The organism is Jeongeupia wiesaeckerbachi (assembly GCF_050916355.1).
In the GTDB taxonomy this organism is placed as follows: Bacteria; Pseudomonadota; Gammaproteobacteria; order Burkholderiales; family Chitinibacteraceae; genus Jeongeupia; species Jeongeupia wiesaeckerbachi.
The window spans coordinates 322564-348694 of record NZ_CP136946.1 but is presented as its reverse complement, the minus strand read 5'-3'; the positions used below and the strand labels follow the sequence as shown (position 1 = coordinate 348694).

27 protein-coding genes are annotated in these 26131 nt (G+C 61.3%); 11 read left to right on the top strand and 16 right to left on the bottom strand.

The window, feature by feature from the left end:
* Positions 1 to 16 precede the first annotated feature (16 nt).
* Genes cyoC through cyoE form a run of 3 tightly spaced genes read left to right on the top strand, consistent with a single transcriptional unit; the run spans position 17 to position 1842 of the window.
* Positions 17 to 631 carry a cytochrome o ubiquinol oxidase subunit III gene (gene cyoC / locus R0382_RS01665; RefSeq protein WP_432721813.1) on the top strand — a complete coding sequence of 205 codons (615 nt, stop codon included), beginning with the start codon at positions 17 to 19 and terminating at the stop codon, positions 629 to 631.
* Positions 632 to 937, top strand: coding sequence for a cytochrome o ubiquinol oxidase subunit IV (gene cyoD / locus R0382_RS01660; protein WP_432721812.1), 306 nt, complete (start codon positions 632 to 634; stop codon positions 935 to 937).
* On the top strand, positions 937 to 1842 hold the full coding sequence (cyoE, locus tag R0382_RS01655) for a heme o synthase (RefSeq protein ID WP_432721811.1): 906 nt from the start codon (positions 937 to 939) through the stop codon (positions 1840 to 1842). Before cyoD ends, cyoE begins: the two co-directional genes overlap by 1 nt.
* Positions 1843 to 2336: 494 nt before the next feature.
* Here cyoE and R0382_RS01650 read toward each other — a convergent pair whose 3' ends face one another.
* From R0382_RS01650 to R0382_RS01630, 5 genes are all read right to left on the bottom strand, one after another.
* Positions 2337 to 2906, bottom strand: coding sequence for a hypothetical protein (locus R0382_RS01650; protein ID WP_432721810.1), 570 nt, complete (start codon positions 2904 to 2906; stop codon positions 2337 to 2339).
* A gap of 9 nt (positions 2907 to 2915) precedes the next feature.
* Positions 2916 to 3470, bottom strand: a complete 555-nt coding sequence (locus R0382_RS01645) for a hypothetical protein (protein WP_432721809.1) — start codon at positions 3468 to 3470, stop codon at positions 2916 to 2918.
* Positions 3471 to 3601: 131 nt separating this feature from the next.
* The gene (locus R0382_RS01640; RefSeq protein ID WP_432721808.1) at positions 3602 to 4045 is read right to left on the bottom strand and encodes a glycosyltransferase; all 444 of its coding nucleotides are present in this window, start codon (positions 4043 to 4045) and stop codon (positions 3602 to 3604) included.
* A 292-nt stretch (positions 4046 to 4337) separates the two neighbouring features.
* A complete protein-coding gene (argJ, locus tag R0382_RS01635; protein ID WP_432721807.1) occupies positions 4338 to 5567 on the bottom strand; it encodes a bifunctional glutamate N-acetyltransferase/amino-acid acetyltransferase ArgJ in 1230 nt (409 codons plus the stop codon).
* 52 nt (positions 5568 to 5619) lie between these two features.
* The gene (locus R0382_RS01630; RefSeq protein ID WP_432721806.1) at positions 5620 to 6984 is read right to left on the bottom strand and encodes a dienelactone hydrolase family protein; all 1365 of its coding nucleotides are present in this window, start codon (positions 6982 to 6984) and stop codon (positions 5620 to 5622) included.
* 81 nt (positions 6985 to 7065) lie between these two features.
* Here R0382_RS01630 and R0382_RS01625 point away from each other — a divergent pair, with 81 nt between their 5' ends.
* A complete protein-coding gene (locus tag R0382_RS01625) occupies positions 7066 to 7464 on the top strand; it encodes a hypothetical protein (RefSeq protein ID WP_432721805.1) in 399 nt (132 codons plus the stop codon).
* Between the two features lie 397 nt (positions 7465 to 7861).
* Here the strand turns inward: R0382_RS01625 and mutY are convergent, their stop codons facing one another.
* Together mutY and R0382_RS01615 are read right to left on the bottom strand one after the other, a co-directional pair.
* Complete coding sequence (gene mutY / locus R0382_RS01620; protein ID WP_432721804.1) at positions 7862 to 8896, bottom strand: A/G-specific adenine glycosylase; 1035 nt, start codon at positions 8894 to 8896, stop codon at positions 7862 to 7864.
* A 10-nt stretch (positions 8897 to 8906) separates the two neighbouring features.
* The gene (locus R0382_RS01615; protein ID WP_432721803.1) at positions 8907 to 11228 is read right to left on the bottom strand and encodes an AsmA family protein; all 2322 of its coding nucleotides are present in this window, start codon (positions 11226 to 11228) and stop codon (positions 8907 to 8909) included.
* 227 nt (positions 11229 to 11455) lie between these two features.
* Between R0382_RS01615 and R0382_RS01610 the strand changes: the two genes are divergently transcribed.
* The 3 genes from R0382_RS01610 to R0382_RS01600 are packed head-to-tail and all read left to right on the top strand — an operon-like array spanning position 11456 to position 12765.
* The gene (locus tag R0382_RS01610) at positions 11456 to 11866 is read left to right on the top strand and encodes an acyl-CoA thioesterase (RefSeq protein WP_432721802.1); all 411 of its coding nucleotides are present in this window, start codon (positions 11456 to 11458) and stop codon (positions 11864 to 11866) included.
* On the top strand, positions 11863 to 12351 hold the full coding sequence (locus tag R0382_RS01605; RefSeq protein ID WP_432721801.1) for an LEA type 2 family protein: 489 nt from the start codon (positions 11863 to 11865) through the stop codon (positions 12349 to 12351). Before R0382_RS01610 ends, R0382_RS01605 begins: the two co-directional genes overlap by 4 nt.
* A 3-nt stretch (positions 12352 to 12354) precedes the next feature.
* Entirely contained in the window at positions 12355 to 12765 is a 411-nt protein-coding gene (locus tag R0382_RS01600; protein ID WP_432721800.1) for a hypothetical protein, read from the top strand.
* Between the two features lie 159 nt (positions 12766 to 12924).
* On the opposite strand, the gene R0382_RS01595 is transcribed toward R0382_RS01600, so the two are convergent.
* Together R0382_RS01595 and R0382_RS01590 are read right to left on the bottom strand one after the other, a co-directional pair.
* A complete protein-coding gene (locus tag R0382_RS01595; RefSeq protein WP_432721799.1) occupies positions 12925 to 13680 on the bottom strand; it encodes a class I SAM-dependent methyltransferase in 756 nt (251 codons plus the stop codon).
* Positions 13681 to 14520 (bottom strand): zinc-dependent peptidase, encoded by an 840-nt coding sequence (locus R0382_RS01590; protein ID WP_432721798.1) that lies wholly within the window; start codon positions 14518 to 14520, stop codon positions 13681 to 13683.
* A 226-nt stretch (positions 14521 to 14746) separates the two neighbouring features.
* Between R0382_RS01590 and R0382_RS01585 the strand changes: the two genes are divergently transcribed.
* The gene (locus tag R0382_RS01585; protein ID WP_432721797.1) at positions 14747 to 15349 is read left to right on the top strand and encodes a peptidylprolyl isomerase; all 603 of its coding nucleotides are present in this window, start codon (positions 14747 to 14749) and stop codon (positions 15347 to 15349) included.
* A 125-nt stretch (positions 15350 to 15474) separates the two neighbouring features.
* Here R0382_RS01585 and R0382_RS01580 read toward each other — a convergent pair whose 3' ends face one another.
* The 7 genes from R0382_RS01580 to R0382_RS01550 form a co-directional block, all read right to left on the bottom strand.
* Positions 15475 to 15819: a GFA family protein gene (locus R0382_RS01580; protein ID WP_432721796.1), complete on the bottom strand. Its 345-nt coding sequence runs from the start codon at positions 15817 to 15819 to the stop codon at positions 15475 to 15477.
* A gap of 478 nt (positions 15820 to 16297) precedes the next feature.
* Positions 16298 to 16690 (bottom strand): hypothetical protein, encoded by a 393-nt coding sequence (locus R0382_RS01575; RefSeq protein ID WP_432721795.1) that lies wholly within the window; start codon positions 16688 to 16690, stop codon positions 16298 to 16300.
* A 221-nt stretch (positions 16691 to 16911) separates the two neighbouring features.
* Complete coding sequence (locus tag R0382_RS01570; RefSeq protein ID WP_432721794.1) at positions 16912 to 17136, bottom strand: hypothetical protein; 225 nt, start codon at positions 17134 to 17136, stop codon at positions 16912 to 16914.
* A gap of 174 nt (positions 17137 to 17310) precedes the next feature.
* Positions 17311 to 17958 carry a hypothetical protein gene (locus R0382_RS01565; protein WP_432721793.1) on the bottom strand — a complete coding sequence of 216 codons (648 nt, stop codon included), beginning with the start codon at positions 17956 to 17958 and terminating at the stop codon, positions 17311 to 17313.
* Between the two features lie 411 nt (positions 17959 to 18369).
* Entirely contained in the window at positions 18370 to 18759 is a 390-nt protein-coding gene (locus R0382_RS01560; RefSeq protein WP_432721792.1) for a lysozyme inhibitor LprI family protein, read from the bottom strand.
* Positions 18760 to 19066: 307 nt separating this feature from the next.
* Positions 19067 to 20110 (bottom strand): glycosyltransferase family 4 protein, encoded by a 1044-nt coding sequence (locus R0382_RS01555; RefSeq protein ID WP_432721791.1) that lies wholly within the window; start codon positions 20108 to 20110, stop codon positions 19067 to 19069.
* Positions 20107 to 20970 carry a UDP-2,3-diacylglucosamine diphosphatase gene (locus R0382_RS01550; protein ID WP_432721790.1) on the bottom strand — a complete coding sequence of 288 codons (864 nt, stop codon included), beginning with the start codon at positions 20968 to 20970 and terminating at the stop codon, positions 20107 to 20109. Before R0382_RS01550 ends, R0382_RS01555 begins: the two co-directional genes overlap by 4 nt.
* 167 nt (positions 20971 to 21137) lie before the next feature.
* Between R0382_RS01550 and R0382_RS01545 the strand changes: the two genes are divergently transcribed.
* From R0382_RS01545 to R0382_RS01535, 3 genes are all read left to right on the top strand, one after another.
* Positions 21138 to 21344 (top strand): DUF1289 domain-containing protein, encoded by a 207-nt coding sequence (locus R0382_RS01545; protein WP_432721789.1) that lies wholly within the window; start codon positions 21138 to 21140, stop codon positions 21342 to 21344.
* Positions 21345 to 21462: 118 nt separating this feature from the next.
* Complete coding sequence (locus R0382_RS01540; RefSeq protein WP_432721788.1) at positions 21463 to 24324, top strand: HD domain-containing phosphohydrolase; 2862 nt, start codon at positions 21463 to 21465, stop codon at positions 24322 to 24324.
* A 94-nt stretch (positions 24325 to 24418) separates the two neighbouring features.
* Positions 24419 to 26044, top strand: coding sequence for an NAD+ synthase (locus R0382_RS01535; protein ID WP_432721787.1), 1626 nt, complete (start codon positions 24419 to 24421; stop codon positions 26042 to 26044).
* The last annotated feature ends 87 nt before the right edge of the window (positions 26045 to 26131 follow it).

Genomic DNA, 26131 nt, shown 5'->3' with positions numbered 1-26131 from the left:
ACAACAAGGAATTCTGATGAGTACTGCACATAGCGCCGCCGCCCACGGCGGCCATGGCCACCACGGCCACGACGAGGGGCAGAGCCCCCTCGAACTCGGCTTCTGGTTCTACCTGATGACCGACTGCATCCTGTTCGCCTGCTTCTTCGCCGCCTATGCGGTGCTGGCGGGCAACACGGCTGGCTCGGTCAGCGGCAAGGAGATTTTCGAACTCAAGTACGTGCTGGTCGAAACCTTCGTCCTGCTCGGCAGCAGCCTCACCAACGGCATCGCCATGGTGCGCGCCAAGCAGCACAACAAGGCCGCGACGCTGCGCTGGCTGGCGCTGACGCTGCTCTTGGGCCTGGTGTTCATCGGCATGGAAATCAACGAGTTCCATCACCTGATCGCTGCCGGCCACGGCCCGCAGACCAGCGCCTTCCTGTCGGCGTTCTTCGCCCTGGTCGGCCTGCACGGCCTGCACGTCACCGCAGGTTCGATCTGGATGATCGTGCTGATGCTCGAAGTCGGCGCCAAGGGCCTGAGCGATCGCGTTCTGGGTCGCCTCAACTGCCTGGCGCTGTTCTGGCACTTCCTCGATGTGGTGTGGATCTGCGTATTCACCGCCGTTTACCTGCAAGGAGCGCTGTAAATGAGCCAATCCCATGCGCCGACGATCAAGGGCTATCTGATCGGCTTCGTCCTCGCGCTGATCCTCAGCGTGATTCCGTTCTGGCTGGTGATGGAAGGCGGCCTGACGCCGCGGACCACGGCCGTGCTGATCTTCAGCTTTGCCGTGGCCCAGGTCTTCGTGCACCTGCGCAGCTTCCTGCACCTTGGCTGGAGCAAGGACGGCAAGCTCAACACCATGGCGCTGGCCTTCACCGGCCTGGTCATCTTCATGCTGGTCGGCTTGTCGGTGTGGATCCTGTTCAGCGCCAACGCGCTGATGATGTGATGAAAGCCGCACCGTTCAAGCGCTACCTGCAGGTCGTCAAGCCCGGCATCGTCATGGGCAATTTGATCTCGTCGACCGGTGGCTTCCTGCTCGCCGCGCACGGCCAGATCGACTGGTCGGCGCTGCTGGCAACGCTGATCGGGCTGAGCCTCGTCGTCGCCGCCGGCTGCGCGTTCAACAACTGCATCGACCGCGACATCGACGCCAAAATGGCCCGCACCCAAAAGCGCGTGCTGGTCAGCGGCGCGATGTCGGTTCGGGCGGCGTTCGCGCACGGCTGCGTGCTGGCGCTGGCGGGCTTTGGCCTGCTGGCGCTGTGGAGCAACGGCGTGGCGCTCGCCTGTGCCGCTTTCGGCTTCGTCATCTACGTCGGCGTTTACAGCCTGTATATGAAGCGTCATTCGGTCTGGGGCACCATGGTCGGCAGCCTGTCGGGCGCTGCGCCGCCGGTGGCCGCCTACTGCGCCGCGCGCGGCCAGTTCGACCTCGGCGCCGCCATCCTGCTGCTGATGTTCTGCCTGTGGCAGATGCCGCACTCGTACGCGATCGCGATCTTCCGTTTCGACGACTACCGCGCCGCCGGCATTCCGGTGCTGCCGGTGGTACGCGGCATCGACGAGGCGAAGAAGCAGATCCTGCTCTACATCATCGCCTTTGCGCTGGCGACAACGGCGCTGGCGGCCAGCGGCTATGTCGGCGCCGGCTACCTGCTGGCCAGCTGCGCGACCAGCCTGTGGTGGGTGGCGATCGCGCTGTCGGGCCGCAAGCTCGACGCCGGCCAGCCCGCGGTATCGCAGTGGGCGCGGCAGGTGTTCAAGTGCTCGGTCGTCACGATCACCGTGCTGAGCGTGGCAATGGCGGTCGACTTCCAGTCGTTGGCGCCGCATGCGCACTGGGGTATTTGACGCAGGCGCTTGAAATGCTTCGCATGCAAAAACGCCGGCGGTTGCCGGCGTTTTTTTGGTCTGGACTGTGTGTGGACCTATTGAGCCGATTTGCCGCGTTTAATGATCGAACTTGTCCAGTATGCCGATCCGGCTCCAAGTGCCAAAAGAATGAGCACTGTGGGAGAGAGCGCCAAGTCAGGCCTCGCTGAAAATGCAAGTCCGGCTAGTACGAAAAATAGGACGGAAATGGCGCCAGTCAGGGTCGCGGTAACATAAGCAATGCCTTTTGATGCATTCTGCGTTTGAGTGCGGGCATTTTTTTCAGGTATGAAGGGGGCAGCCTTCCAAATTGTGCGCATAGAGTACCGACAAGAATCCAGCCTAAAACTCGCAAGAGCCAGCTTGATGTATATATATCGGCTGCGCCAGTGAGGCGGAATAGGTTGGGTGTGAGGCCTAACCCCAAAATGCCATAGGCAGAAAAAGCACTGTAACGGCGGATTTTTTCGTAATCAAACCTGGCTGTGTTGTCGTAGATCGCACCTAATGGCGCCAGGTTGGTCAATGCCGAAAACAAAAGCATCAATTGCAATAATAATGCCGATGCCCCTTGGAAGTGCATTCCCTGCCCATTCTTGGCTGGCATGTAAAAATCGCCTTGAATGAAGCTGTAAACCGCATAGGCGAGCGCGATGAATGCAAATGCACATCGCTGTATTTGAATCATGGCGGTAAGGCGATATGCCATTAAACCAAACTCCATTAGCATTCAAGTCAGCCATAGGCATCGTGCAAAAATCTATATCGGCCTTCTCGGTCGAACCAACCTCAACAAATGTTACATCAAGGTATTCTTCGTACATATCAAATATGCTTCGGACAGCAGCCATTTCCTCTACACTCATTTGACGAAATTCGGAAATTGCATGGCCAGCTGCTAATGGAGACCCCATATTTCCAGCATAAAATTCTGCCGTCTGAAGCAACGAAAGTTTATCTCCAAATTTATAACGAACAACCTTAGATTCTTGCAAAGAAGAGGGCGAAATTATGGCGTCAACAACACTTTGATCAAGGTTCATGAACTTATCCTAAAATAGAAAAAAAAGAAAGTCCCGAATTTCCGGAAATTGAATATAAGGCAGATTCCATCTCCAGCCATCTGGAACTCCATCCTTTTCCAAGAGACTGAAATCAGGAACGCTCAAATTAATTTCAAATGCCAATGCCCTGCTAGTTTTTCTAGCAATGAAAATCACATCCCTTCCAATCAAGCGGTTCAAAACATCTCGCCTAGAGCAAACATCTGTGCTTTTGGCAAATATAACGTAACGCCTGCTCTCAGAATCAATCCATTCGCCCCCAGCAACAACCATCCCATCAATGCTATATAAAATACCCCCTACGTAAGAGCCGGATATTTTCTCGCAAAATTCATCTAAAGTAACTGGATTCGAATAACCCCCAACCGATTTTAGTTTCCCTACGGCATTAATTTCAACAATCCGCCCTTCGATTAACATAGCCTGATCACGCAAACGTTTTGGCAAGGTTTCATTGGGAATAAACTGTGAATCATCCTCCCTCTTACACCCTCCGAGCAAAAATAGACTCATCAGCAGCGCCATCGAAAAAAATATTTTCACACCACACTCCAAAATGTCTTTTAAAAACTCAGAAAATCATTGCCTGACATGTCACCCAACATTGAAAAAGCCATACAAGAGAACAAAGCCCTTTCTGTCCAAATACAATTTGGACATCTAAATTTCAGAAATCAATACATTTCACGTATCAGCATGCCGTCATGGATTGCTGCCTCATATTTTGAGCTCGCCACTTCGCAACAATATGTGTTCCTCGTTCTTTCAAATGCCTTTTTTTTCAGATCTGAAGCGTCGTTCAACAGAGCACCTTTTAATTGCGTGTACAGCGCAGAGGTGTCAAAGAAATCCACCAACGCACCGTGAACACCATCCTCGATCACCTCCCGCACCGGCGCCGTATCCGAAGCAATGATCCGGCAACCGCACGCCATGGCTTCCAGCAATGACCAGCTCAATACAAAGGGATAAGTCAGGTAGACGTGGGCACTGGAGATTTGGAGGACACTCAGGTAATCGCGGTACGGCAATTTGCCGAGGAAATGTGTGCCTTTAATGGATTCTTGCTCAGGGGCATGAGCAGCGGGTTGCGATTGGTTTTGGCTGAATTTGAACATGATTGACCGAAGTAAAGGTTTTGGCGATATGTTCGATGGTGCCGGTTTTTTTTTGCTTTCGTGGATTGTACATATGGCCCAAGCTTGTTTCGCGTATCACGACAGCACTGTCACAGTCAGGAACAAAAAAGCCGGCATTGCCGGCTTTTTTGTCTCTTTCAATCAACCGATGAATCAACGGCAAACCGGGGAACGATAGTCCGAGGAAAATCCCCGCTGGCAAGGCGCGCGAGCACAGGCAGTACAAACGGGTACGACAAGCCAGCGCAGTCAGCGGGGATTTGCCGAAGGGCTACGAGCGGTAGTCGGCGTTGATCTTCACATAGTCGTAGCTGAAGTCGCACGTCCACACCGTCGCTTCGACATCGCCGCGACCCAGCTTCACCGTGATGGTGATTTCGGACTGCTTGAGTACGCGCTGGCCGTCTTCTTCCTTGTAATCCGGATGGCGGCCGCCGTCCTTGGCGACGAGGACGTCGTCGAGCCAAACTTCGAGTTTGTCGACGTCGAGCGCATCGACGCCCGAGTAACCGATCGCGCAGAGGATGCGGCCGAGGTTGGGGTCCGACGCGAAGAACGCGGTCTTTACCAGCGGCGATTTGCCGATCGCGTAGCCGACCGTTTTGCATTCGTCCCAGGTCTTGCCGCCCTCGACCTTGATGGTCATGAACTTGGTTGCGCCTTCGCCGTCGCGGATGATGGCCTTGGCGAGGTATTGGCTGACTTCGAGCACGGCGTCGCGCAGCAGCGAGAATTCGGCGCTGGCGGCGTCATCGATTTCGGCATTACCGGCCTGGCCGGTGGCGGCGAGAATGAAGCTGTCGTTGGTGCTGGTGTCGCCGTCGACGGTGATCGAGTTGAACGAGCGGTCGGCTGCCCACTTGACCAGCTCCTGCAGCAGAGACTGGCTGACGCTGGCGTCGGTGGCGACATAGCCGAGCATGGTGGCCATGTTCGGGTGGATCATGCCGGCGCCCTTGGCGATACCGGTGACGGTGACGAGCTTGCCGCCGATTTCCAGCTGCACCGACTTGGCCTTCGGAGCGGTGTCGGTGGTCATGATCGAGTACGCGGCGGCGGCCCAGTTGGAAGGCAGAAGGTCGGCCTTGGCGGCCGGCAGCGCGGCGATGATCTTTTCGAACGGCAGCGGTTCGAGGATCACGCCGGTCGAGAACGGCAGCACTTCGACCGGGTCGACGCCGAGCTGCTCGGCGGTGGCGAGGCAGATCTTCTTCGCGCGCTCGTAACCATCGAGACCGGTGCCGGCGTTGGCGTTGCCGGTGTTGATCACCAGCGCGCGGACTTCGCCGCTTTCGGCCAGATGGGTCTGGCAGATGCGTACCGGCGCGGCACAGAAGCGGTTGAGCGTGAACACGCCCGCCACGCGGGTGCCCGGCGCGAATCGGAACAGGGTCACGTCCTTGCGGCCGGCGGTCTTGACGCCGGCGGAGGCAATACCGATTTCCACGCCGGCGACGGCGTGCAATTGGGCGGGATCGAGTTCGGGCAGGTTCACGGGCATGGCGGGGCTCTCTGGCGGCGCGGGGAAAACGGCGAGTTTACCGCAGTCGGGTTCAGCTTTCAGGCGTGGTTTTGGAACGGCCAGCCGTGGTTGTATCGACAGTAGTTGCGGCCGGTTTGGGCCAGACGACTACATCGTCCAGCAGGTAGATCTGGCACGGCTTTCTAGCGGCCGATTGGCACATCTTCAGCGCGTAGTACTGCGCTGCGCCAGCATCGTTGTATCCCGTCAGATAGGCAAAGCCGGGGCCATCGGGATTGAAGGCGAAAACACGAGGGGACGGTTGCTCGGTAATCACCTTGCGGTATTCGGCCCGGGCTTCATCACTGATGTGCTTGGGCAGCGCATCGACATTGGCCATTTCGGCGTAGCCGCTGGGCTTGGGTGTGGGCGGATCTACGTATTGCGGATTGATCACCATGGTCGGCAAGCCGTGCGCCTTGAGGAAGGGCTCGGCCTTGGGCCACCAGATTTTCTCGAAGCCTTCGTGCGTGCCAAACATGAGATGGGCATTTTGGCGGAAGGCCGGAAAGCTCACCAGCTCAGCTTTGCCGCCGGCTTCGGTATAGCGGGTAAAAAACGACTGCGCGATCCGGGGAGGAAACAGTGAATCGTTCTCGCCATAGAACCAGAGCGAGTCGACCTTGGCGTCCTTGCCCAGTGCCTCGAATGCCTTGTTGATCGAAGGCTCCCAAGTGCAGCCTGGCCAATCCTTGCTGTAGTACAACCCGCCGGCAAAGTTCAGTACGGCCTTCATGCCGGGAATATCCCGCTCGGCCAATGCCAGGCTGGTAAATCCGCCGTGCGATTGTCCCATGACAAGGATGCGGCTACCGTCGACATCGGGTCGTTCGCGGAGCAGCTCGATGACCTTTGCAACATCGTCGGCCTGATTGCGGGCGTCCTGCGCCAGATTGCAGCCTTCGAAGCGGTATTCCCCGCCAGATTTGCCGAAACTGCGGCGCATCGGTAGCGCGACGATATAACCGCGCTTGAGCAATTCCTGCGTCATTACCGTGTAGCGCTGGCGATCCTGATAGAAGGTCTGGCCGGAATTCTTGCCATGGTTGATGACAGCCAACGGAAACGGCCCCACACCGTCGGGCTTGAACAGCGTGGTTTCAAGGTCGAAGCCGAAAATGCCCGGCTTGACCGGCAGCATCAGTACCTGCTCGTTCAGGTCCTTGCGCAGGGGCGGGCCGTCGTCGTCGGCGGCATAGGCGGTGATACAGCCGAACAGCAGCAGGAGGGCAAAGAAGCGGGTAGGGAGCATGCAACATTCCGGTGGACGCGTCGGAGGTCGATTGTAGGGGCAACGCGATCGTGCGGTATTGAATTTTTCTTTCGTAGAAAGCAGCTGGAAATGATCGGTAATAATTATTGCTATAACCAACCATTTGTCTTGGGCGGCCGCCATGCCCGCGCAAATCCGCTATAGCGGAATCAGGTGCCGCCTTTCACTTGCATTGTCCGGCGCTGCCCGACCAAGGAGTCCACCATGGCCCTGCAACGCTTGATCCTGCTGGTTCTGTTCACCGCCCCCGCTGCATGGTCGGCAACGCTTGAAACTCGCGTTCCGGAGGCCGTCGATTGCCTGCAGCCGGCGCGTGCCGAAGCTTCGCCGCTCGATGATCCGCTGTACCGCAACGTCTGCTCGAAGCCGGTCCGCATGCTGGGCTGTGCCTTGCCCGGGGCGAGCAACGTCAACTGGCCATGTAGCCGCGTCGCCGAGTTCGGCCCGGAGACTGAAGGTCAGGAGCGGACGGTGCCACCGCAGCAGTCGGTGCAACTGTATCGCGGCTGGACCTACGCGGTCTGTCCGGCCGATGCCAGTTTGTCCGGTCGATTCGATGGTGCCGAGCTGAGCTACCGTTGCGTGCGGACGTCGTCGCGCTGAGGCACGAACTCACGACGGCGCCGTGCAGCAGCCGGGGGCGATGCCGTTCGGTGTGGCCGATATCGAGGAGGTTGATATCGCGCGCGCACCGCAATCGGCATGGGCTGTCGGCACGTGAACCGGTGCGTCCCGAGGACGCGGCAAGCGCGTAAGGCCGGGGTGGAGAATGCGGGGAGTCGGCAAGGCCCGCATGCATCGCCACGCTGGCGATGGGCGCCAAAGGACGCGATGCACTCGCCCGAAATATGCCGGCGGCGGGCAAAAAAAAGGACAGACCCGTGGGCCTGCCCTTGTCATGACAGTGTGACAGCACTGCGTCTAAGAGATCCTGACTGCACTATGCCAGCCGTGGATGACCGGCAGATGTCAGTGAGGCAGTTTCCGCTATTTAGGTGTGTCAGGCGTTCAGCAGCCGGCGCAGCGGCGTCGGAATACCGGCGGCCAGCGCTTCGCTGCGATCGAACCAGCGCAGCGCGCCGTCGTCGGCCAGGGCCGTTGCGCCAACGACGATCGCCGGCAGCGGCGTGATCGTCAGCCGGAAGTGCGTGAATACGTGGACGAAATCCGGCAAGGCGGGGTCGAGGTCGACGGCCAGCCGGAGCGTATCGGTGCAGAAGCGTTCGGCGCCGAGCGTGTCGGCGGTTTCGGGCAGGCACCACAGCCCGCCCCAGATGCCGGTCGGCGGACGTTTCTGCAGCAGCAGTCGGCCGGCGTCGTTGCGGATCAGCAGCATCACCGTGCTGCGCTCGGGCACGGCCTTCTTCGGTTTCGGCGTCGGCAGCTCGGCTTGCCGGCCGGTCAGCCGGGCAACGCAGTCGGTCGAGATCGGACAGGCCAGACAGGCTGGTTTTTTCGGTGTGCAGACTGTAGCGCCGAGGTCCATCTGCGCCTGCGTGTACGCCGGCATATCACTGCCACTGGCCGGTAGCAGGCTGTCGGCCAGCGCCCACAGCCGGTTTTCAATCGCCTTCTGGCCGGGGAAGCCGTCGATGCCGGCCCAGCGCGCCAGCACGCGCTTGACGTTGCCGTCGAGGATCGCCGCGCGGGTGTCGAACGAGAAGGCGGTAATCGCCGCCGCGGTCGAGCGGCCGATGCCCGGCAGTGTTTCGATGTCGGTGGGGGCGCGCGGAAATGCGCCGCCGAAATCGTTCATCACCACCTGCGCTGCCTTGTGCAGATTGCGGGCGCGAGTGTAGTAGCCGAGGCCGCTCCACAAGGCCAGCACATCGTCGAGCGGCGCGACGGCGAGGCTGGCGATATCGGGGAAACGCTGCAAAAAGCGCTGGTAGTAATCGATGACCGTCGTCACCTGTGTTTGCTGCAGCATGATTTCCGACAACCAGACGCGGTAGGCGTCGGCCACCTGCCAGGGCAGGTCGTGACGGCCGTGCTCGCCCTGCCAGGCGATCAGCCGATCGGCAAACTGACTCATTGTCCGGGCCTCATCGTTTGGCGCTCACCGCTTGGTTCTTGGCGGCGGGCGTTGCCGGCTTGGTCGGCGCCTTGCTCGACGGCTTGGCTTTCTTGGCTGCCTTTTCGGCCGCTTTGGCTGCGGCCGCCTTGCGTGCGGCCTCCGCCTCGCGTGCTTTGACCTTGGCTTCCTCTTCGGTCTTCTGCCGCTCGAGCAACTGGTGCTTCAGGCTGGTGTAGTCGACGTGGTAGGTCGGCGCGTTGAGCGGGCCGGAGAACTCGATCGGCAGCGTCAGGCCGACGATGCCCTTGAGTTCGGGCACGTCCGGATTGGCGCTGGCCTTGAGCTGGTAATCGACCTGGCCGGCGCCGAGGTCGATCGTGCCGCCGCCGGCCAGCCGCAACACGCCGGCGCGGACCAGCAGATCGCTATTGGTGGCAACGCCGTGTTTCAGTTGCAGCGTCGCGTTCAGTTCGGAGAAGCGCGTCCGCGCTTCGAGGTTGGGCAGCTGGGTCACTTCGCCGTTCATGGCCTTGATCTGGCGGCTGGCGGTGCGCAGCAGCGCCTCGATGTCGATGCCGCGTACCGAACCCTTGGACAATTGCACCCGGACGTCGCCGCCCGAGGTCTTGCGCAGATCGGCCAGCGTGTCGCCGACGGCGCTGACGTCGAGGTTGAGGTGACCACGGCCTTCGAAACGCGAGGTGTCGAGCAGGTCGGTCAGCAACATATTGATGTTCATGTTCGTCAGCCGCTGGCTCGCGTGCCAGCGCGGCTTGCCGCGACCGTTGTCGATCTCGAGCCGGCCACTGAGTTGGCCGCCGTAGACATTGGCGGCGAGCGGATCAAGTGCGAGCTTGTGGTTCTTGGCGGCAAAGCCCAGCGCGATGTCGTTGAAATGCAGCTTGTTCATCGTCAATTCGCCGATCTTGAGCTGGCCCTGCGCGTCGAGCCGGTCGAGCCACTGGAAATCCATCGGCGCAGTGGCGGAGACGTTCTTGGCGCCGGCGGCAACGACCGGCAGGTAGGGCGTCAGGTCGAGCTGGGCGAGGTCGACGTCGAAGCCATAGCGCGGCGAGACGAAATCGTCGACGCTGAACGTGGCCTTCAGCGGTGCGTGGTCGAGCGCACCGTGGCTGTCGAGACGGATGGTTTCGTTGCGCAGGTTCAGCGCGGCGTTGCCGGCGAGTTCGAACGGGATTGCACCGCGCGGCAGTGCCTTGTTGCCGTACTGGCCGGACAGGCTGTAGCCGGTGAGCTTCGCCAGCGTGCCGCTGTAGAGTTCGAGCGGGCTGACGAAGTTGAGCGCCAGCGTCTGCTGCGGCGTGACCAGCTCGATATTGATCTTGGCCTTGTCGGCGCGCATCAGCCCCTGCAGCGTGCCGGAGAGTTGCGGCACCGAGATGCCGGTGGCGAAGCGGCTGCGCGGGCTCTGCATCCGCACGGCGAGGCGGGGCTGCTCGAGCGACAGCGTGTTCTCGGTGACCTTGAGCGATGGCAGGTTCAGCTCGCCCTGCCAGTCCTGTCCGGCGCGGCGGCCGTAGCCGCTGATTTTCAGCTCGCCACCGGTCAGCCGCAGCGGTTGCCAGCCGTAGACGAGATTGCCGACGGCGGTCAGGCCGCTGGCCGCGATGTCGACGCCGGGTTTGCTCGGGCCCTGCTGCTTGAGCTCGAAACGCAGATCGGCCACCGACAGGCGCCGATCGGTTTCGGTGTAGCGCATCGCGGCGTTGGCTTCGACGCTGCCGCTCCACCACGGTGTCTTGCCGTCGCCGATGCTGAGCTTGCCCTGGGCGACGAAGCGGCCGTTTTTCGGGTCGGCCAGATTGTCGAGACTGAAATCGAGCGCCGAGACGGTGCCATCGACGCCGACCAGCGCATCGCGGTAGACGAGCTTGGCCCGATCGAAATGCAGCGCGTCGAGGCGGAATTCGACCCGGCGCGGGTGGTCGGGCGTCGCCAGCAGGTCTTCGAAGTTGTAGGTGCCGTCGGCAAAGCGCTCGATCTGCAGTTCGGGGTCGTCGAAATCGACCTGGTCGATCACCGGCTTGCCGCGCAGCAGCGGCCACAGCGCCAGCCGCACGCGGACACGGTCGGCATGCACGAAACGCTGGTCCGAATCGGGCTGCGTCAGCGTGACATCGCCGAGGGTGACCGCAGGGCGGGGAAGGAAGACGAAGCGTGCCTTGCCGGCCACGACGAGCGAGCGGCGGGTTTCACTGGCAATCTGGCTGGTGAGCGCATCGCGCACCAGCGTGGCTTCGACGAAATACGGCACGATGCCGATCAGCAGCGTCAATCCGGATATCAGAAGCAGAAAGATCCGGAATGGCCGCGAGTGGCGCAGGTCCATCGGGCTGAAGTCTCCTGCCGTCCGTGCCGCCGACCGGTCGCGCAGTGCGCGGTACCGGGCCGCTTGGCCGGACAGCCTATTGTGGGGTGCCTCCCGGCGTGGCCGGGCGGTGTGCCGCGCCGATGAAAGCCGGCTGGTTTGAAACGGCAAACGTCCGATTATCACTAAGACCCGCGTGAAATCAAAGTGCTAAGATTTGGCTCTCCTTTCTGCCCGTTTGGCTCGCCATGCACCAGACCGAAATCAAAGTCCGCGGTTACCACCTCGACCTGTACGGCCACGTCAACAATGCCCGCTATCTCGAGTTCCTCGAAGAGGCCCGCTGGGGCGCGCTCGAAGCACACGGCGACCTCGACTGGTTCATGCAGCGCCAGTTGGCGCTGGTGGTCAGTCGCATCGATATCCGCTACAAGCGGCCGGCGACGATGGGCGACGTGCTGGTGGTCGACACCCGGCTAGACCGGCTCGATGAACGCGCCGGCGTCATCGCCCAGCGCATCGTCCGGCAGGACAACGGCAAGCTCGTCGCCGAGGCCGAGGTGACTTTCGCGGTGATCCACCCGGACACGCCGGGGGCCTTGCCGCTGGAAGGCGAGCTGGCCGAGCGGCTGGCGGTGCTGAGCGGGGCTGCCGCATGAAAAAACTGCTGCTGATTGCACTGCTGGCACTGCTCGCCGGGTGTTCGAGTCTGCCGACGTCGTTCGAGAAACCCAAGGTCTCGGTCGCCGGGATCGCGATCAAGGACATTGGCATCTTCGAGCAGCGCTTTACGCTGAGCCTGCGGGTGCAGAACCCGAACAATGTCTCGGTGCCGGTATCCGGGCTGAACGCCAAGCTCGAGGTCAACGGCAAGCCGATCGCCGACGGCGTATCGAACGTCAGCGTGACGATTCCGGCGCTCGGCGAGGCCACCGTGCCGGTCGACATCGTCAGCAACCTCGGCGGGCTGGCGCGCCTGCTGAAGCGCGGCGATGGCGCGGCACCGTCTTATCGGCTGTATGGCAAGCTGTTCTCGCCGTGGAAGCCGGGCGGCATCGATTTCGACCAGAAGGGCGATCTGCCGGCCTTGGGCGAGATCCTGCCGGCCGGGGATGCTCCCGCGCCGAAATCCGGGACGTTCTGATCCATGCTCAAGACCCTGTTGTGGACATCGCTGGGCTTGCTTGTCGTGACGCTGACCTTGCTGGCCGGGGTATTTGTCGGCCAGCAGCTCAGTGACGCCGACGCGGCCGGGCAGGAGGCGCGCGCCACCGCGCTGGCGCAGGAGCTGGCGCAAAGTCGCGGCGAGATCGACCGGCTTCGCGCCGAGCTGGTGTTGCGGGCCAGTCAGGTGGCCGTCGTCATGGCGGCCTCTGCGGCCAGCGACGTCGCCACCGCGATCGTGCCTCCGACCGCGGTGCCCGTGCCGGTGTCGCTCCCGGTGCGTGAACCGGCTTACCGCCGTTTCGGGAATGTCAGCTGCACCCTGTCGACCGACGGCGGCAGCATCGAAGACGGTTGTGCCGAGCTGCGGCAGGCGTCGGCGTCGATGCCCTAGAAACCGGTCGCATCAGGCGGCTGCGCAGTTTGCCTCCGGCCGATACGCGGAATCCTCATGGGACCTTGTGTCCATTCCGGCCGCCGGGTGAACTCTTTGCGGGGGCACCGCAACTGGTTCCCCAACTGCTTTGGCCCGCTCGCCGACTGGGCTTGGGTTTTAAGAAACCAGCGGCAAATAGGCGTCGAAGCGGGTGCTCTCGCCCGGATAGTCGAAGTTCGGCTTGACCTCGGCCAGCCACGGCGCGTGCCTTGGCCGTTTGACGACGACGCGCTGGCGCGCAATGTGCCGTGCCGGCGACAGCAGCGCGTCGGCGTCGGTATCGCCGCCGATCAGGGCCTGGAACATCGCCATTTCCTTTTTCGACTTCGCCCGTTTGTCCGGTTCGGGAAACATCGGGTCGAGGAAGACCACGTCGAACGACTTCGCTGCGGCGGCCAGCAGCCATTGCAGCGAATCGGCGTGGATCAAGGTCATCCGCGCGGCGATTTCGGCGGTATCGGCATCCAGTGCCGCGCGCCGCAGCCCGTCGTCGAGCAAGGCCGCGGCGACCGGGCTGCGCTCGATCAGCGTCACGCTGCAGCCGAGGCTGGCCAGCACGAAGGCATCGCGCCCCTGGCCGGCGGTCGCGTCGAGCACGGCCGGCGTTGCGCCGCCTTTCAAGCCGACCGCCTTGGCGACCGGCTGGCCGCGACCGCCGCCGAACTTGCGCCGGTGTGCACTGGCGCCGTCGACGAAATCAACGCAGACGCGGGCCCTGTCGCCGGTCTGCTGCAAGCTGAGCCGGCCGTCTTCAAACGCCAGAAAGTAGCCATCGGCCGGCGCGGCGTGCGTCGGCGTGAAGCCGTAGCGCTCGGCCAGCGCGGCGGCGAGGGCATCGTCGGCGTTCAACTCGCCGTTCAACAACAACTGCATTCAATACTCCGGTGCCGGGGTCGGGATGGTGACCGGGCCGAAGTTTACCGGTTCGAAGCAGGGCCGGTAACGTACGCGCGGCAGCCGCGCCGCCGGGTCCTGCTTGTAGAAGGCCTTGAGTTGCTCGTACACGGCCGGGTAATGCTCGGTCAGCGCGTGCGGGGTTTCGAAGAAGTATTCGGTGAACACCGCGAAGCACTCGGCCGGATTCTCGGCCGCGTACAGGTCGATCGGGCTGTACAGATCGTGATCGGCGCGCCGGCTCAGATCGTCGAAGGCGAGCGAGAAGCTACGTTTCCAGCCGGCGTAGTCCATGCCCTTGTGCAGCGGCGGACAGCCGTTGGCGTCGCCCGAGCGCATGTCGAGCTTGTGGGCGAATTCGTGGATGACGACGTTCCAGCCGTCCAGCCACGGCGACTCGGACACGTCCAGCCACGACAGCAGCACCGGGCCGTCGCTGCGTGCCTGGCCGGCGAGCACCTGCTCGAACTCGTGTACCAGACCCGCATGGTCGGTATACCGGTCGCGGCTGAGGAACTGCCCCGGATAGACGATGACCTCGTGCCAGTCGTCGTAGGCGTCGAAGCCGAGATGCAGGATCGGCAGCACAGCCTGTGCCGCCAGCAGCACGCGCGCCGCGTCGCCGAGTTCCAGTCCGTTGACCGGCGTGATGGTTTTCTCGGCGAGGAACCACGCGGCGTGGTCGCGCAGGGTGAGCCGTTCGCTGTCGGAAAGGCCGATGAACAGCGGCGCACGCATCACCTGCTGCCACAGCGCATCGGGAATCGGATTGGCGGCCAGCAGCCTGGCGCGCTTGCGGGTCTTGAGAAAACCGAACATGCGGACTCCTTGTTTGCTCAAGCAGATGGGTACAGCCGGCAGGGATTCAATGACCGGGCGGTGCGTACCGACGAATCGTCGGAAGGCAGGTATCAACGGTCATCGGCCGGGCCGCAACGCTGGCGAACCTGGCGCTTGTGGCCGGGCAGTTGCGACGGCAAGCTGCGCTCACGCTGGCGCATTGTCGGCGCCAAACAACAAGGCCCGCGGGCCACAGGGAGACAAGATGAAGCTGCAACTCGTGGGTATGGCGCTGGCAACGGCCGCCGCAACCGGCAGCGCCGCCGGCCAGGTCAACGTGGTGTGCCAGACCACCAAGGGGGCGATCGACATCGTCATCCGCCCGGAATGGAGTCCCAAGGGCGCCGAGCGCTTCCTGCAACTGGTCGACGCCGGCCACTTCAACCGCGTGCCGTTCTTTCGCTGCCTTGATGGCGTGCTGTGCCAGTTCGGTTTTCCGCAATCGAAGGCTGCAGCAAAAAAATGGTCGGCGATCGCCGACGATCTAAAACAGCCGGCATTGCGCCAGTTCAAGCGCGGCTACATCAGCTTCGCCGGCGCCGGCACCAACTCCCGTACCGAACACCTGTTCATCACGCTCGGCGAAAAAGTCGAACACCTCGGCACCCAGCCGTGGGAAACGCCGATCGGCTACGTGACCCCGGTGTCGATGCAGCAGACCGTCAGCCGCTTCAACATGAGCTATGGCGATATCCCGCCCTGGGGCAAGGGGCCGGATGTGCAGAAGTTGCAGGGGCCGGGCGCGGCCGACTACTTGCAGCAGAACTATCCGGCACTGGATTACATCCAGAGTTGCAAACGGCGTTGAGGTTCCGAGCTCGGATCGGGCGGAGTGTAGCGCGGACTTGGCGCAACCTGCGGGCAAACCCTACGCGGGCGACTGCGCGGTTTTTGCGCAGGTTCGCTCGGCTGGAAAAACCGGCGCCATGATGACTAACGCGAGCGACCGTCAAAGTGCCTGAGTGGCAGCGACGACAGTGCCACGCTTTCAAGGCAATTGGCATTAACCACCACCATTTTATTGCCCGAGAGAATGCCTTCGGCAAATGTATGGACACCGCATTTCGGGCAAAATCGATGCTCAATGCGCTGGTTGCCAAAAGTGTAAGTGGCCAGTTTTTCCGAAGAGGACGTCAAGCGAAATTGATCGGGTTTGACCCCCCACAGCAATGCGCCCTTTCGCGAACAGATTGAGCAGTTGCACGCTGTCACTTGGGTGAGCTCACCCTCGACCTCAAAAGCTACTTGTCTGCAGTGACAGCTTCCTTCGTATTTCATTTTTACTCCTTGGGTGTATGGCAATCCATGTGATGATGCCCGGGTTTGAGGAAATAGGTGTGGTCCGGATGATCAAGGGATTTCTTTTCAATTGAAAGGAAATTAATTGCTGATCGTGGCATCAGGTTGCTAGCGGAAAGATTTACTGGAAGAGGGGGCCGAAGAAAGTGTGCTCGTAGCTTAGGAAGCATTTCGTTCTCTTTGAGAACCTAAATGCCACTTGGCACTCAGGATCCCGAAGCGAGTTGATGCGTTACTGTTCGTACGTTGCGAAAGATAGGAACGAGAACGAACCGAGTGCGACATTGCTTGCCCCCTCTGACGGGAGCAGGTGGCCGTGGTGTACGCCGCCGAATTTCGGAATTAGTTTCAAGCACATGCGGCATGTATTCCTCGAGCTCGGAAATCTTTCTGGCATCAATGACTTAGCGCAAGTGACAAACCGGCGGGCGATAGCCCATCGAGATTGAGTGAGGTGTTAGAGAACATGCGCGAGCCACCGAACAAAACGATAAAGATCATAGATTGCGTAGCCAACAACGAAAAATACGAATAGTAGAATTGCCGTTGCTATAAGCCGCTCACTCCGCTTGTTGGGTTTTTCAAGCGATGCCCAATCTAAATTTGGCTGTCTCCCCCTGCTAAACTGGGCACGCTTTTTGCCAAAGCGATCTATTTCTTCTGACGAAGCGATTCGAACTCTTTGCGAGCTTTTTTCTCTTGCGGACTTAAGTGCTGCAATCTCTAGTAAAAGCTTTTCGTTTTCAAGCTGTGTCTTCTTTACTTGGCGGAGCTGTATGGCGAAACCGACTACACCGGCTACTGGGGTGGCCATGCCGAGAATCAGTAGCCAGAGGGTCTGAATTTCCACTTGTGCGCTCTAATGTGGTGTATGCACGGACAGTGCATAACACGGCAAATAAAGAAATAGGCGACATGTCCGATAACGCCGGCGACATTTCGATTGCTTTCATGATGGTTGCTTAGTGCTAGCTTTCATGAGTCTACAGGCGTGTGGCGCTGAGGGCGAGTGGTGTGAAATGCATCAAGGCCGCGCGGTGCGCGGCCTTGATGGCGCAGGTTAGCTTGGGTTTACTTCGCCGCCTGCATACTCAACTGCAACTCCTGCTGCGCCGCCGGGGTGAACGGGTGCAGGTGCGAGAGGAACTGCCGGCTGGCGGCGGCCCACGAGAAGCGTTCGGCGAAGCGGCGCACTTCGAGCCGGTCGATCTTCAGGGCGGCGAGGCAGGCGGCCTGCAGGTCGTCCTGCAGGGCGCCGGGGCCATCGAGGCCGATGACGTCGATCGGCCCGGTCACCGGGTGGGCGCAGCCATGCTAGGAGTCGCATCAGGAGGAAGGGAGCGGTCCGCCGTGAACAACAACCTTGGGAAGCGCCATCAGTCGTTTCGAACGAATGGCTCTTCAGTACCGCACATGGATTGCGGGCGCGTTGATTTGCAAGGCTTGACTTGTCCGGGCCGTCCCCGGGGCTTACAAGTTGCGGACAAAATAAAGCTTAATTAACGAGCCGTCCTGTACCGTGAGGGTTAGATTGAAATTGCGATCATTCACGAAGTTCGGCTTGATGGACCAAGTCGTCGAAGGAGTGTTGTTGAAAACGACGGTGAATGTTTTGTTTTTTTCGTCAAAGTTTTTTATGGTTACAGGCGATTCGTTTCCATTGACGGTAATGGACTTGTTTGTTCCGTCCAGCTTGAGGGTCACCAATATTCCGCTTGGATCTGCGCTCCACACGCCGCTGACGTCTGTCAGCACGGATTCTTGCAGTTTCTTGGTGCCGATGTATTCGGAAGCTGCATCGGCGGCCAAGAATAATGCCAATAGCGTGGCGATGGCGATGCCAACCGGTTTTCCCCAATGCTTCTTTTTATAATTGTCGCCCAATCGTTCCTTGATCTGCATGGCTTGTTGTCGGGCCGAGAAGAAATTCCATGCCAGTAGATATCCCAAGCCGATTGGTCCTCCAGAGGATGAGGGTAAAAACATCAGCAATATAAGGATGCCAATGCCGCCATATGCCCAGAGCATGGATTGCTCCGCTTTCTCCTCATCGCCGAGTGTGCGCCAGTTTTTCGCATGAAGCCATGCGCCGAATATGGGGGAAAATATAAGGCTCAAGGCGACTGCAGTATTGGGGCTCCATAGTGCTACGTCAGGGGGGAACCTGATCCTGGTTGCTCATTTTGTCCTTGTCGTGTTTTGTGCATCCCACCATATACGTCACTGATCAATGGCAGGACGGACTTGCAAAGGGGGAGGGGTGATCGGCTTGCTGATTTGCCCGTATTCGTGATACGGGAGTGGCATCCACGCCAGGTTGGCGCTCCGCGGCAGGGCAAAAACGCGCGGAGCTTGTCTTGAGGCGAGTTTGCGGGGGGGGGGGCTGTGCTGGTCAGACTCATCCACATGCACAGCCCCGAGGCGGAGCGCATCCAGCCATTCCAGCAATGAGGCGGCGAGCGGCGACATTGAAGCAGCGCATCAAACGGCGGCCGCAATTGTCCTCAATGGGAATGCGTGTTGCTGCAATTAACCGTGGATGATGTATGCCGTATCAATTTCCTTGGTTCTTTGTTGCGTATGTTTGGTTTCGCATTGCAGATGCATATAATCGGCAAAGGGTTCATTGCGCCACATGCTCTGGACTGCATCGCAGTCGACGTCACGGTAGCTAATCCATAGCCGCTGTGCGTCCTTTAGCCGGTCCCGGGTGTCTTGCCGTTGGCGATCATCTGAAATGGATGATTCGATGCTGCGCAAGGCGGCTTGGTAAGTGGTATTGAGCTCCTGGTCCGCCGCTTGATATGCCTGCTTCGCGATTTCGTAATCGTTTCGCGGTGCACCTGTGCAGTTACAAGCGTCACCCGCCCATGCTGGAGAGGAGGCCATGATGGCCAGAAGGCAATAAACCATTTTCATGACAAATCCATTTTTCAATAAGAAGCAATGGCCGATTGCACCTCGATTAAGCCATTCCGTTTATTGATTCGCATCTCTGAGGCCTTGTCCTTTTGGACATGCTGACGCAATTAAACGGGTAAATTGGCAATGGGGATGAATGATGCGAGCATCATTTTTCAATGGGCGATAAGAATAGTGTACATGCTGAATTTTAATTGGGCAATTGGCGTAGTTCGCGCGGATTTTGATTGGTATATGTTGTGGTCATGGCAATAAAAAAACCGCGCAGTGCGCGGTTTTTATCGAACGGGCGCCGGAGTCGGGCTTACTTCGCCGATTGCATGCTCAATTGCAACTCCTGCTGCGCCGCCGCCGTGAACGGGTGCAGGTGCGAGAGGAATTGCTGGCTTGCGGCGGCCCAGGAGAAGCGCTCGGCAAAGCGGCGCACTTCGAGCCGGTCGATCTTCAGGGCGGCGAGGCAAGCGGCTTGCAGGTCGTCGTTGAGCGCGCCGGGGCCGTTGCTGCCGATCACGTCGATCGGCCCGGTTACCGGGTAGGCGGCCACCGGGCAGCCGCAGGCCATGGCTTCGAGCAGCACCAGGCCGAAGGTATCGGTGCGGCTCGGGAAGACGAACACGTCGGCGGCGCTGTAGACCTCGGCGAGCTCGGTCTGGCTCAGCACGCCCAGCCAGCTGACGCCGGCGTATTTGGCTTTCAGCGATGCGGCGGCGGGGCCGTCGCCGCAAACCCATTTCGAGCCGGGCAGGTCGAGTTCGAGGAAGGCTTCGACGTTCTTCTCGACCGCGACGCGGCCGACGTAGACGAAGATCGGCCGGCGCGTCTGCAGCTTTTCACGCGCCACCTGCTTGAAGATGTCGAGATCGACGCCGCGTGACCACATCACCGTCTTGGTGAAGCCGCGCGCCTTCAGGTCGTCGACGACGACGCGGGTCGGCGCCATCGTCGCCTCGGCGGCGTTGTGAAAGCCGGCGAGCCAGCGGTAAGTCCACGCGACCGGGATGCCGAAACGCAGCTGCACGTATTCAGGGAAGCGCGAGTGGTAGGCGGTGGTGAACGGCAGCTTGTGCCGGATGCAGTATTTGCGCGCGGCCAGCCCGAGCGGGCCTTCGGTGGCGATGTGGATTGCGTCGGGACGGAAGGCTTCGATGCGGGCGGCGATCTTCTTGCCCGGCCGCCATGACAGCCGGATCTCCGGGTAGGTCGGGCAGGGGAAGGTGGTGAAATCCTGCGGCGTGATCAATTCGACCGTGTGGCCGAGCTTTTCCAGCTCGCGCCGGGTTTGCTTCAGCGTGCGGACGACGCCGTTGACCTGCGGCTCCCATGCGTCGGTGACGATGAGGATGTTCATGCGGCAACCCTTTTTTCCGTGGAGAGATCGGTGCTGTGCTTGCCGACCGGCAAGGCTTGTGGCGGATGGCCGGCATCGGGGGCGGCGATCAGCCGGGGCGCTTGCTGCTCGGCGTAGAACGTCTGCCAGGTGATGATCTTCAGTTCGCCGGTGTGGGTTTCGACCAGCGCGGTCAGGCTTTCGACCCAGTCGCCGTCGTTGCAATACAGCACGCCGTCGATCTCGCGCATTTCGGCCTTGTGGATGTGGCCGCAGATCACGCCATCGACGCCGCGTGCGCGGGCTTCGGCGGCGACGGCTTCCTCGAATTTGCCGACGAAGTTCACCGCGGTCTTGACCTTGTGCTTCAGGTATTGCGACAGCGACCAGTAGCCGAGCCCCATTCGGGCGCGGGCGCGGTTGAACCAGTAGTTCAGCCGCAGCGTGATGCCGTAGGCGCGGTCGCCGACGATGGCCAGCCAGCGGGCGCACTGGACCACACCGTCGAAGCGGTCGCCGTGCAGGATCAGGAAACGGCGGCCGTCGGCGGTGGTGTGGATGACTTCGTCCTCGATGCGGATGTCGCCGAACATCAAGCCAAGGAACTGCCGCGCGCCTTCGTCGTGATTGCCCGGGATATAGGTGACCTGGGTGCCCTTGCGGGCTTTTCTCAGCACCTTCTGGATCACGTCGTTGTGGCTCTGCTTCCAGTACCAGCTGCGCTTCATCGCCCAGCCGTCGATGATGTCGCCGACGAGGTAGAGGTGCTCGCACTCGGCGTGCCTGAGAAAATCGAGCAGGTAATCGGCCTGGCAACCGGCGGTGCCGAGGTGGACGTCGGAAATCCAGATACTGCGAAAAGCCAGCGGCGCGTCACTCATTCGTAGGCGTCTCTGCATTGGGGTGAGGCCATCGTGCGAGGCGATTGTGACTGTGCCGTGACGCCGGCGCGTCAAGCGGATGACACACGCCGAAAGGCGAGCCCTTGCACCGCCGTGCGTCCGTCCGGCGCTTGCCCGTTGTTGCAAACTCGCGTCAAATCCGGCCCATGAATATCAAGCAACGCCCCGATACGCCCTGCATCGCCATCTGCTCGACCGGACTTGGCGACGACGTCTGCCGTGGTTGCGGCCGCACCTTTCTGGAGGTGGCCAACTGGGTCTCGCTGAGCGAGGCCGAGAAAGAGGCCGTCTGGACCCGGCTCGAGGCGCACTGGGCCGCACAGGGCCTGACGCCGCCGTGGCAGTTGCGCTGAAAGGCAAGGATCGAGCAAGCCAGGACCGGGCGCGCTAAGCTGGGAGGTGTGCCGAACGGAGCGCCTCATGTCAGCCCAGCAAGCCGCGCCGGCAAGGCGGTCCGGATATCCACTACATGTGCATATCTCTTACCTGTTTGTGGCATTGATCACCTGCTATGCGCTGATCAATACCTACTACCAGTACCGCAGCACCCGGCTGATGCTGCTGACCGCGACAGAGAGCCTGTTCAACCAGATCGGCGTGCAGACCGTCCGCACCGTCGAAGGCATCTATGCGCCCGCGCTGACCGTCGTCGATCTGCTGGCCCAGCAGAACCTGATGTATGCGTTCGATCTTGATGAACGACTCGAAAGCCTTGCCTATCTGACCGAGGCGTTGCAGAGCCAGCCCAGCCTGTCGGCGATCTATATCGGCTACGAGAGCGGGGATTTCTTCCTCGTTCGCAAGCTCACCGGCGCATCGCTGCTTGGCGTGGTGCAGCCGCTGCCGGCGGGGACCGCTTTTCTGGTCCAGAGCATGAGCAATGGCAAGGGCGAAATCCTCTATTACCGGCACGATCTGAGCCTGATCGAGCACCGGCTTGCGCCCGGTTACAGCTTCGACCCGCGTTCGCGGCCGTGGTACGCGCATGCGATCGGCGTGCAGGCGCACCAGATTTCCGACCCCTACGTGTTTTTCACGACCCGTGAAGTCGGCACCACGCTGTCGCGCCGCTCGGCCAACGGCCGTAGCGTCGTCGGCGCCGACATCACGCTCGCCGCGCTCGATACCGTGCTGGTGAAAGAGAAAATGACACCCGGCGCCGCGCTCGGTGTCGTTGACGAGGCGGGCAATGTGATCGCCGCGTCGAACGGCCAGACGCTGATGCGCGAGGCGGGCGACCATATGGTCCGCCAGGCGCGCATTGCCGAGCTGAAACAGCCGGTGCTCGAGCGCTTGCTCGACGGCAAAACCGAGACCGGCGGCACAAAAACGCTGAACGTTGCGGGTCGGGACTGGCTTGGCTATTCGGCGCCGATTCCGATGCGCAACGGCCATGCACTCTTTCTGGCCGTCGCCGCGCCGCAGGACGAGCTGCTGGTCGAGGCGCAGCGCTTGCGCACGCGCTCCTTGCTGATCGCCGGTGCGATCCTGCTGATGGCCTCGCTGACCGCCTATGTGGTTTCCAAGCTGGCATCCCGTTCGCTGAAGGCCCTGACCGAGGAGGCGCAGCAAATCCGCGCCATGCGCTTTGGCAAACCGGTGGAAATCCGCTCGTTCATCACCGAGATCGACGAGCTGTCTCAGGCGATGGCGCTGATGAAGTCGACGATTCGCAACTTTCTCGACATTGGTGCGGCGATGGCGGCCGAGCGCCGTTTCGAGCCCTTGCTGGCGCGCATCCTCGAGGAAACCACCAAGATCGCCCAGGCCAAGGGCGGGGTGATTTACCTGAGCGGCGAAAACGGCGAACTGGTGCCGGCACAGGCGCGGCTCGACGACGTGGCGCTGGCCGACCCAAGCACGCTGCCGACCTTGGCACCGGATACCGACGCGGCACATCCGGCAATGATCGCTGCGCTCGACAAGACCCAGCTCGAATCCCTGCTGGCGCCGGCGCTCAACGACTGGTTCGGTGCCTTCGGCCGCTTCGACCGGTCACTGACGACCATTTCGATCCCGTTGAAGAACCGCCAGGACGAACTCGTCGGCGTGATTCTGCTGCTGCAGGATGAAAAAGTGCTGCGCTACGGCGTTGGCCGCGAGCTGATTACCCTGGTCGAGGCGCTGTCGGGTACCGCGGCGGTGACCATCGAGACGCAGCGGCTGATTCTGGAGCAGAAGAAACTGCTCGAATCGTTCATCCAGCTGGTTGCCGGCGCGATCGACGCCAAGAGTCCGTATACCGGTGGCCATTGCCAGCGGGTGCCGGAGCTGACCAAGATGCTGGCGCGCGCCGCCTGCAATGCCCGGAGCGGACCGTTCGCCGATTTTGGCCTTTCCGACGACGAATGGGAGGAGCTGCACATCGCCGCGTGGCTGCACGACTGCGGCAAGGTGACGACGCCCGAATACGTCGTCGACAAGGCGACCAAGCTCGAAACGATCTGTGACCGCATCCATGAAGTGCGGATGCGTTTCGAGGTGCTCAAGCGCGACGCCGAAATCGCCATGCTCAAGGCCGTGGCCGCGGGCGGGGATCGCGATGCGCTGGCGGCACAGCTGCACGAGCAACTGGCGGCGCTCGACGACGACTTCGCCTTTGTCGCCGAATGCAATCGCGGCGGCGAGTTCATGGCGCCCGAGCGGGTCGATCGGCTCAAGCAGATCGCCATGCGGACATGGCAGCGCACGCTCGACGACCGGCTCGGCATCTCGCACGACGAGCTGCTCAGGAAGGGCGCCGCGACCGCACCGCTGCCGATCGTCGAGGCGCTGCTGGCCGACAAGGCCGAGCATGTCTTCCCGCGCGATGAGCGCGACAGGCTGCCCGAAGGCTACGGCTTCAAGATGACGGTGCCCGAACGCCTTTACAACCGCGGCGAGTTGCACAATCTGTCGATCGGCCGCGGCACGCTGACGGAGGAGGATCGCTACAAGATCAACGAGCACATCGTTCAGACCATCGTGATGCTGGAAAAACTGCCTTTCCCGCGCCATCTGCGGCGCGTGCCGGAGATTGCCGGCGGCCACCACGAAAAGATGGATGGCAACGGCTATCCGAAACGGCTCAAGCGCGACGAGATGAGCGCAACGGCGAGGATGATGGCGATCGCCGATATTTTCGAGGCGCTGACCGCGGTGGACCGGCCGTACAAGCAGGGCAAGACGCTGTCGCAGTCGATCGCGATCATGGTCAAGATGCGCGACGACGCGCATATCGATCCGGAGCTGTTCGCGTTGTTTCTGCAAAGCGGCGTCCACCTGGAATACGCGCGCCGATACCTGCGGCCCGAACAGATCGACGACGTCGACGTGGCCAAGGCATTGGGGTGAGTCCGCCGGCGGGCGGCGCGAGGCGCATCCGATTCAACCCGTGTGCGCGCGCATCCCGTAAAATGGCCGCTTCGTTTACGGATACGTGCAGCGCATGAAAATCGCTCTCGCCCAGCTCAATCCCAAGGTCGGCGATCTGGCTGGCAATCTCGATCTGATCCTCGCCGCCGCCGCGCAAGCCCGCGACGCCGGTGCCGATGTGCTGGTGACGCCCGAACTGGCGCTGACCGGCTACCCGCCCGAAGACCTGCTGCTGCGGCCCAGTTTTCTGGCCGATTGCGCCAAGGCCATCGGCCGGCTGATCGACGAAGTCGACGGCATCACGCTGGTGGTCGGTTATCCAAGCCGTTCCGGCGACGAGCGCTTCAACGCCGCCGTGGTGATCCGCGACGGCAATGTGCTCGGCCGCTACGAAAAGATGCTGCTGCCGAACGACGAAGTGTTCGACGAGGTCCGCTATTTCAGCCCGGGCGCCGTGCCGCTGGTGTTCGACCAGCCGGGGACCGATGGCGATCACCGCATCGGTGTGGTGATCTGCGAAGACGTCTGGGACGTCGAGCCGGCCGCCGCCGCACGTGACGAGGGCGCCGAGCTGTTGCTGGTGCTCAACGCCTCGCCTTACCACAAGGCCAAGCAGGACAAGCGCCACGAAGTGGTGCGTCAGCGCGTCGACGAGAACGGCATCCCGGTCGTCTACGTCAATCTGGTCGGCGGGCAGGACGAGCTGGTCTTCGACGGTCATTCGTTCGCGATGAACCGCGCCGGCGACGTCGTCGTCCAGGCCGCGCCGTTCGCGACCACGCTGGCCTACGCCGACTTCAGCGATGGCGATCTGCAGCTGGGTGATGTCGAACCCGAGTGCAGCGAGGAAGAAAGCGTCTACAAGGCACTGGTCACCGGCGTGCGGGACTACATCGTCAAGAACGGTTTCCCGGGCGTGCTGCTGGGCCTGTCCGGCGGCATCGATTCGGCGCTGACGCTGGCGATCGCCGTCGATGCGCTAGGTAGAGACAAGGTGCACGCGGTGATGATGCCGTCGCGCTATACGGCCGATATTTCGGTCGATGATTCGCGCGACATGATCCGCCGCCTTGGCTGCCAGTATTCGGAAATCGAGATCTGGCCGGTGTACGAAGCCTTCATGGCCGGGCTGGCCGGCGAGTTCGCCGGCACCACGGCGGATACCACCGAGGAAAACCTGCAGGCGCGGATCCGCGGCACGCTGTTGATGGCGCTGTCGAACAAGGGCGGAAAACTGGTGTTAACGACCGGCAACAAGAGCGAGATGACCACCGGCTACGCGACCTTGTACGGCGATATGGCCGGCGGTTTCGCGGTGCTCAAGGACGTGGCCAAGACGCTGGTGTACCGGCTGTCGAGCTGGCGCAACCAGACCGGCGTGTTCGAACTGGCCGATGTGATTCCCGAACGCATCATTACCCGGCCGCCGAGTGCCGAGCTGCGCCCCGATCAGAAAGACCAGGATTCCCTACCCGAATACGACGTACTCGACGCAATCCTTGAGGCCTATGTCGAGCGCAACCTGAGCCGTGCCGAGATCGTTGCGCTGGGTTTCATCGAAGCCGATGTCGACCGCGTGGTGCGCTTGCTGCGGATCAACGAATACAAACGCCGCCAGGCACCGGTCGGCCCGCGCATCACCCATCGCAGCTTTGGCAAGGATTGGCGGATGCCCATCACCAACGGCTACCGGGATTAAGGTTGCGTAATGGCTTAGCGCCTGCGGCGCGGTGTTTTGAATGCCGGTTCCGCCCGGCGGACGGGATACTTTCTTTGCTTCGCCAAA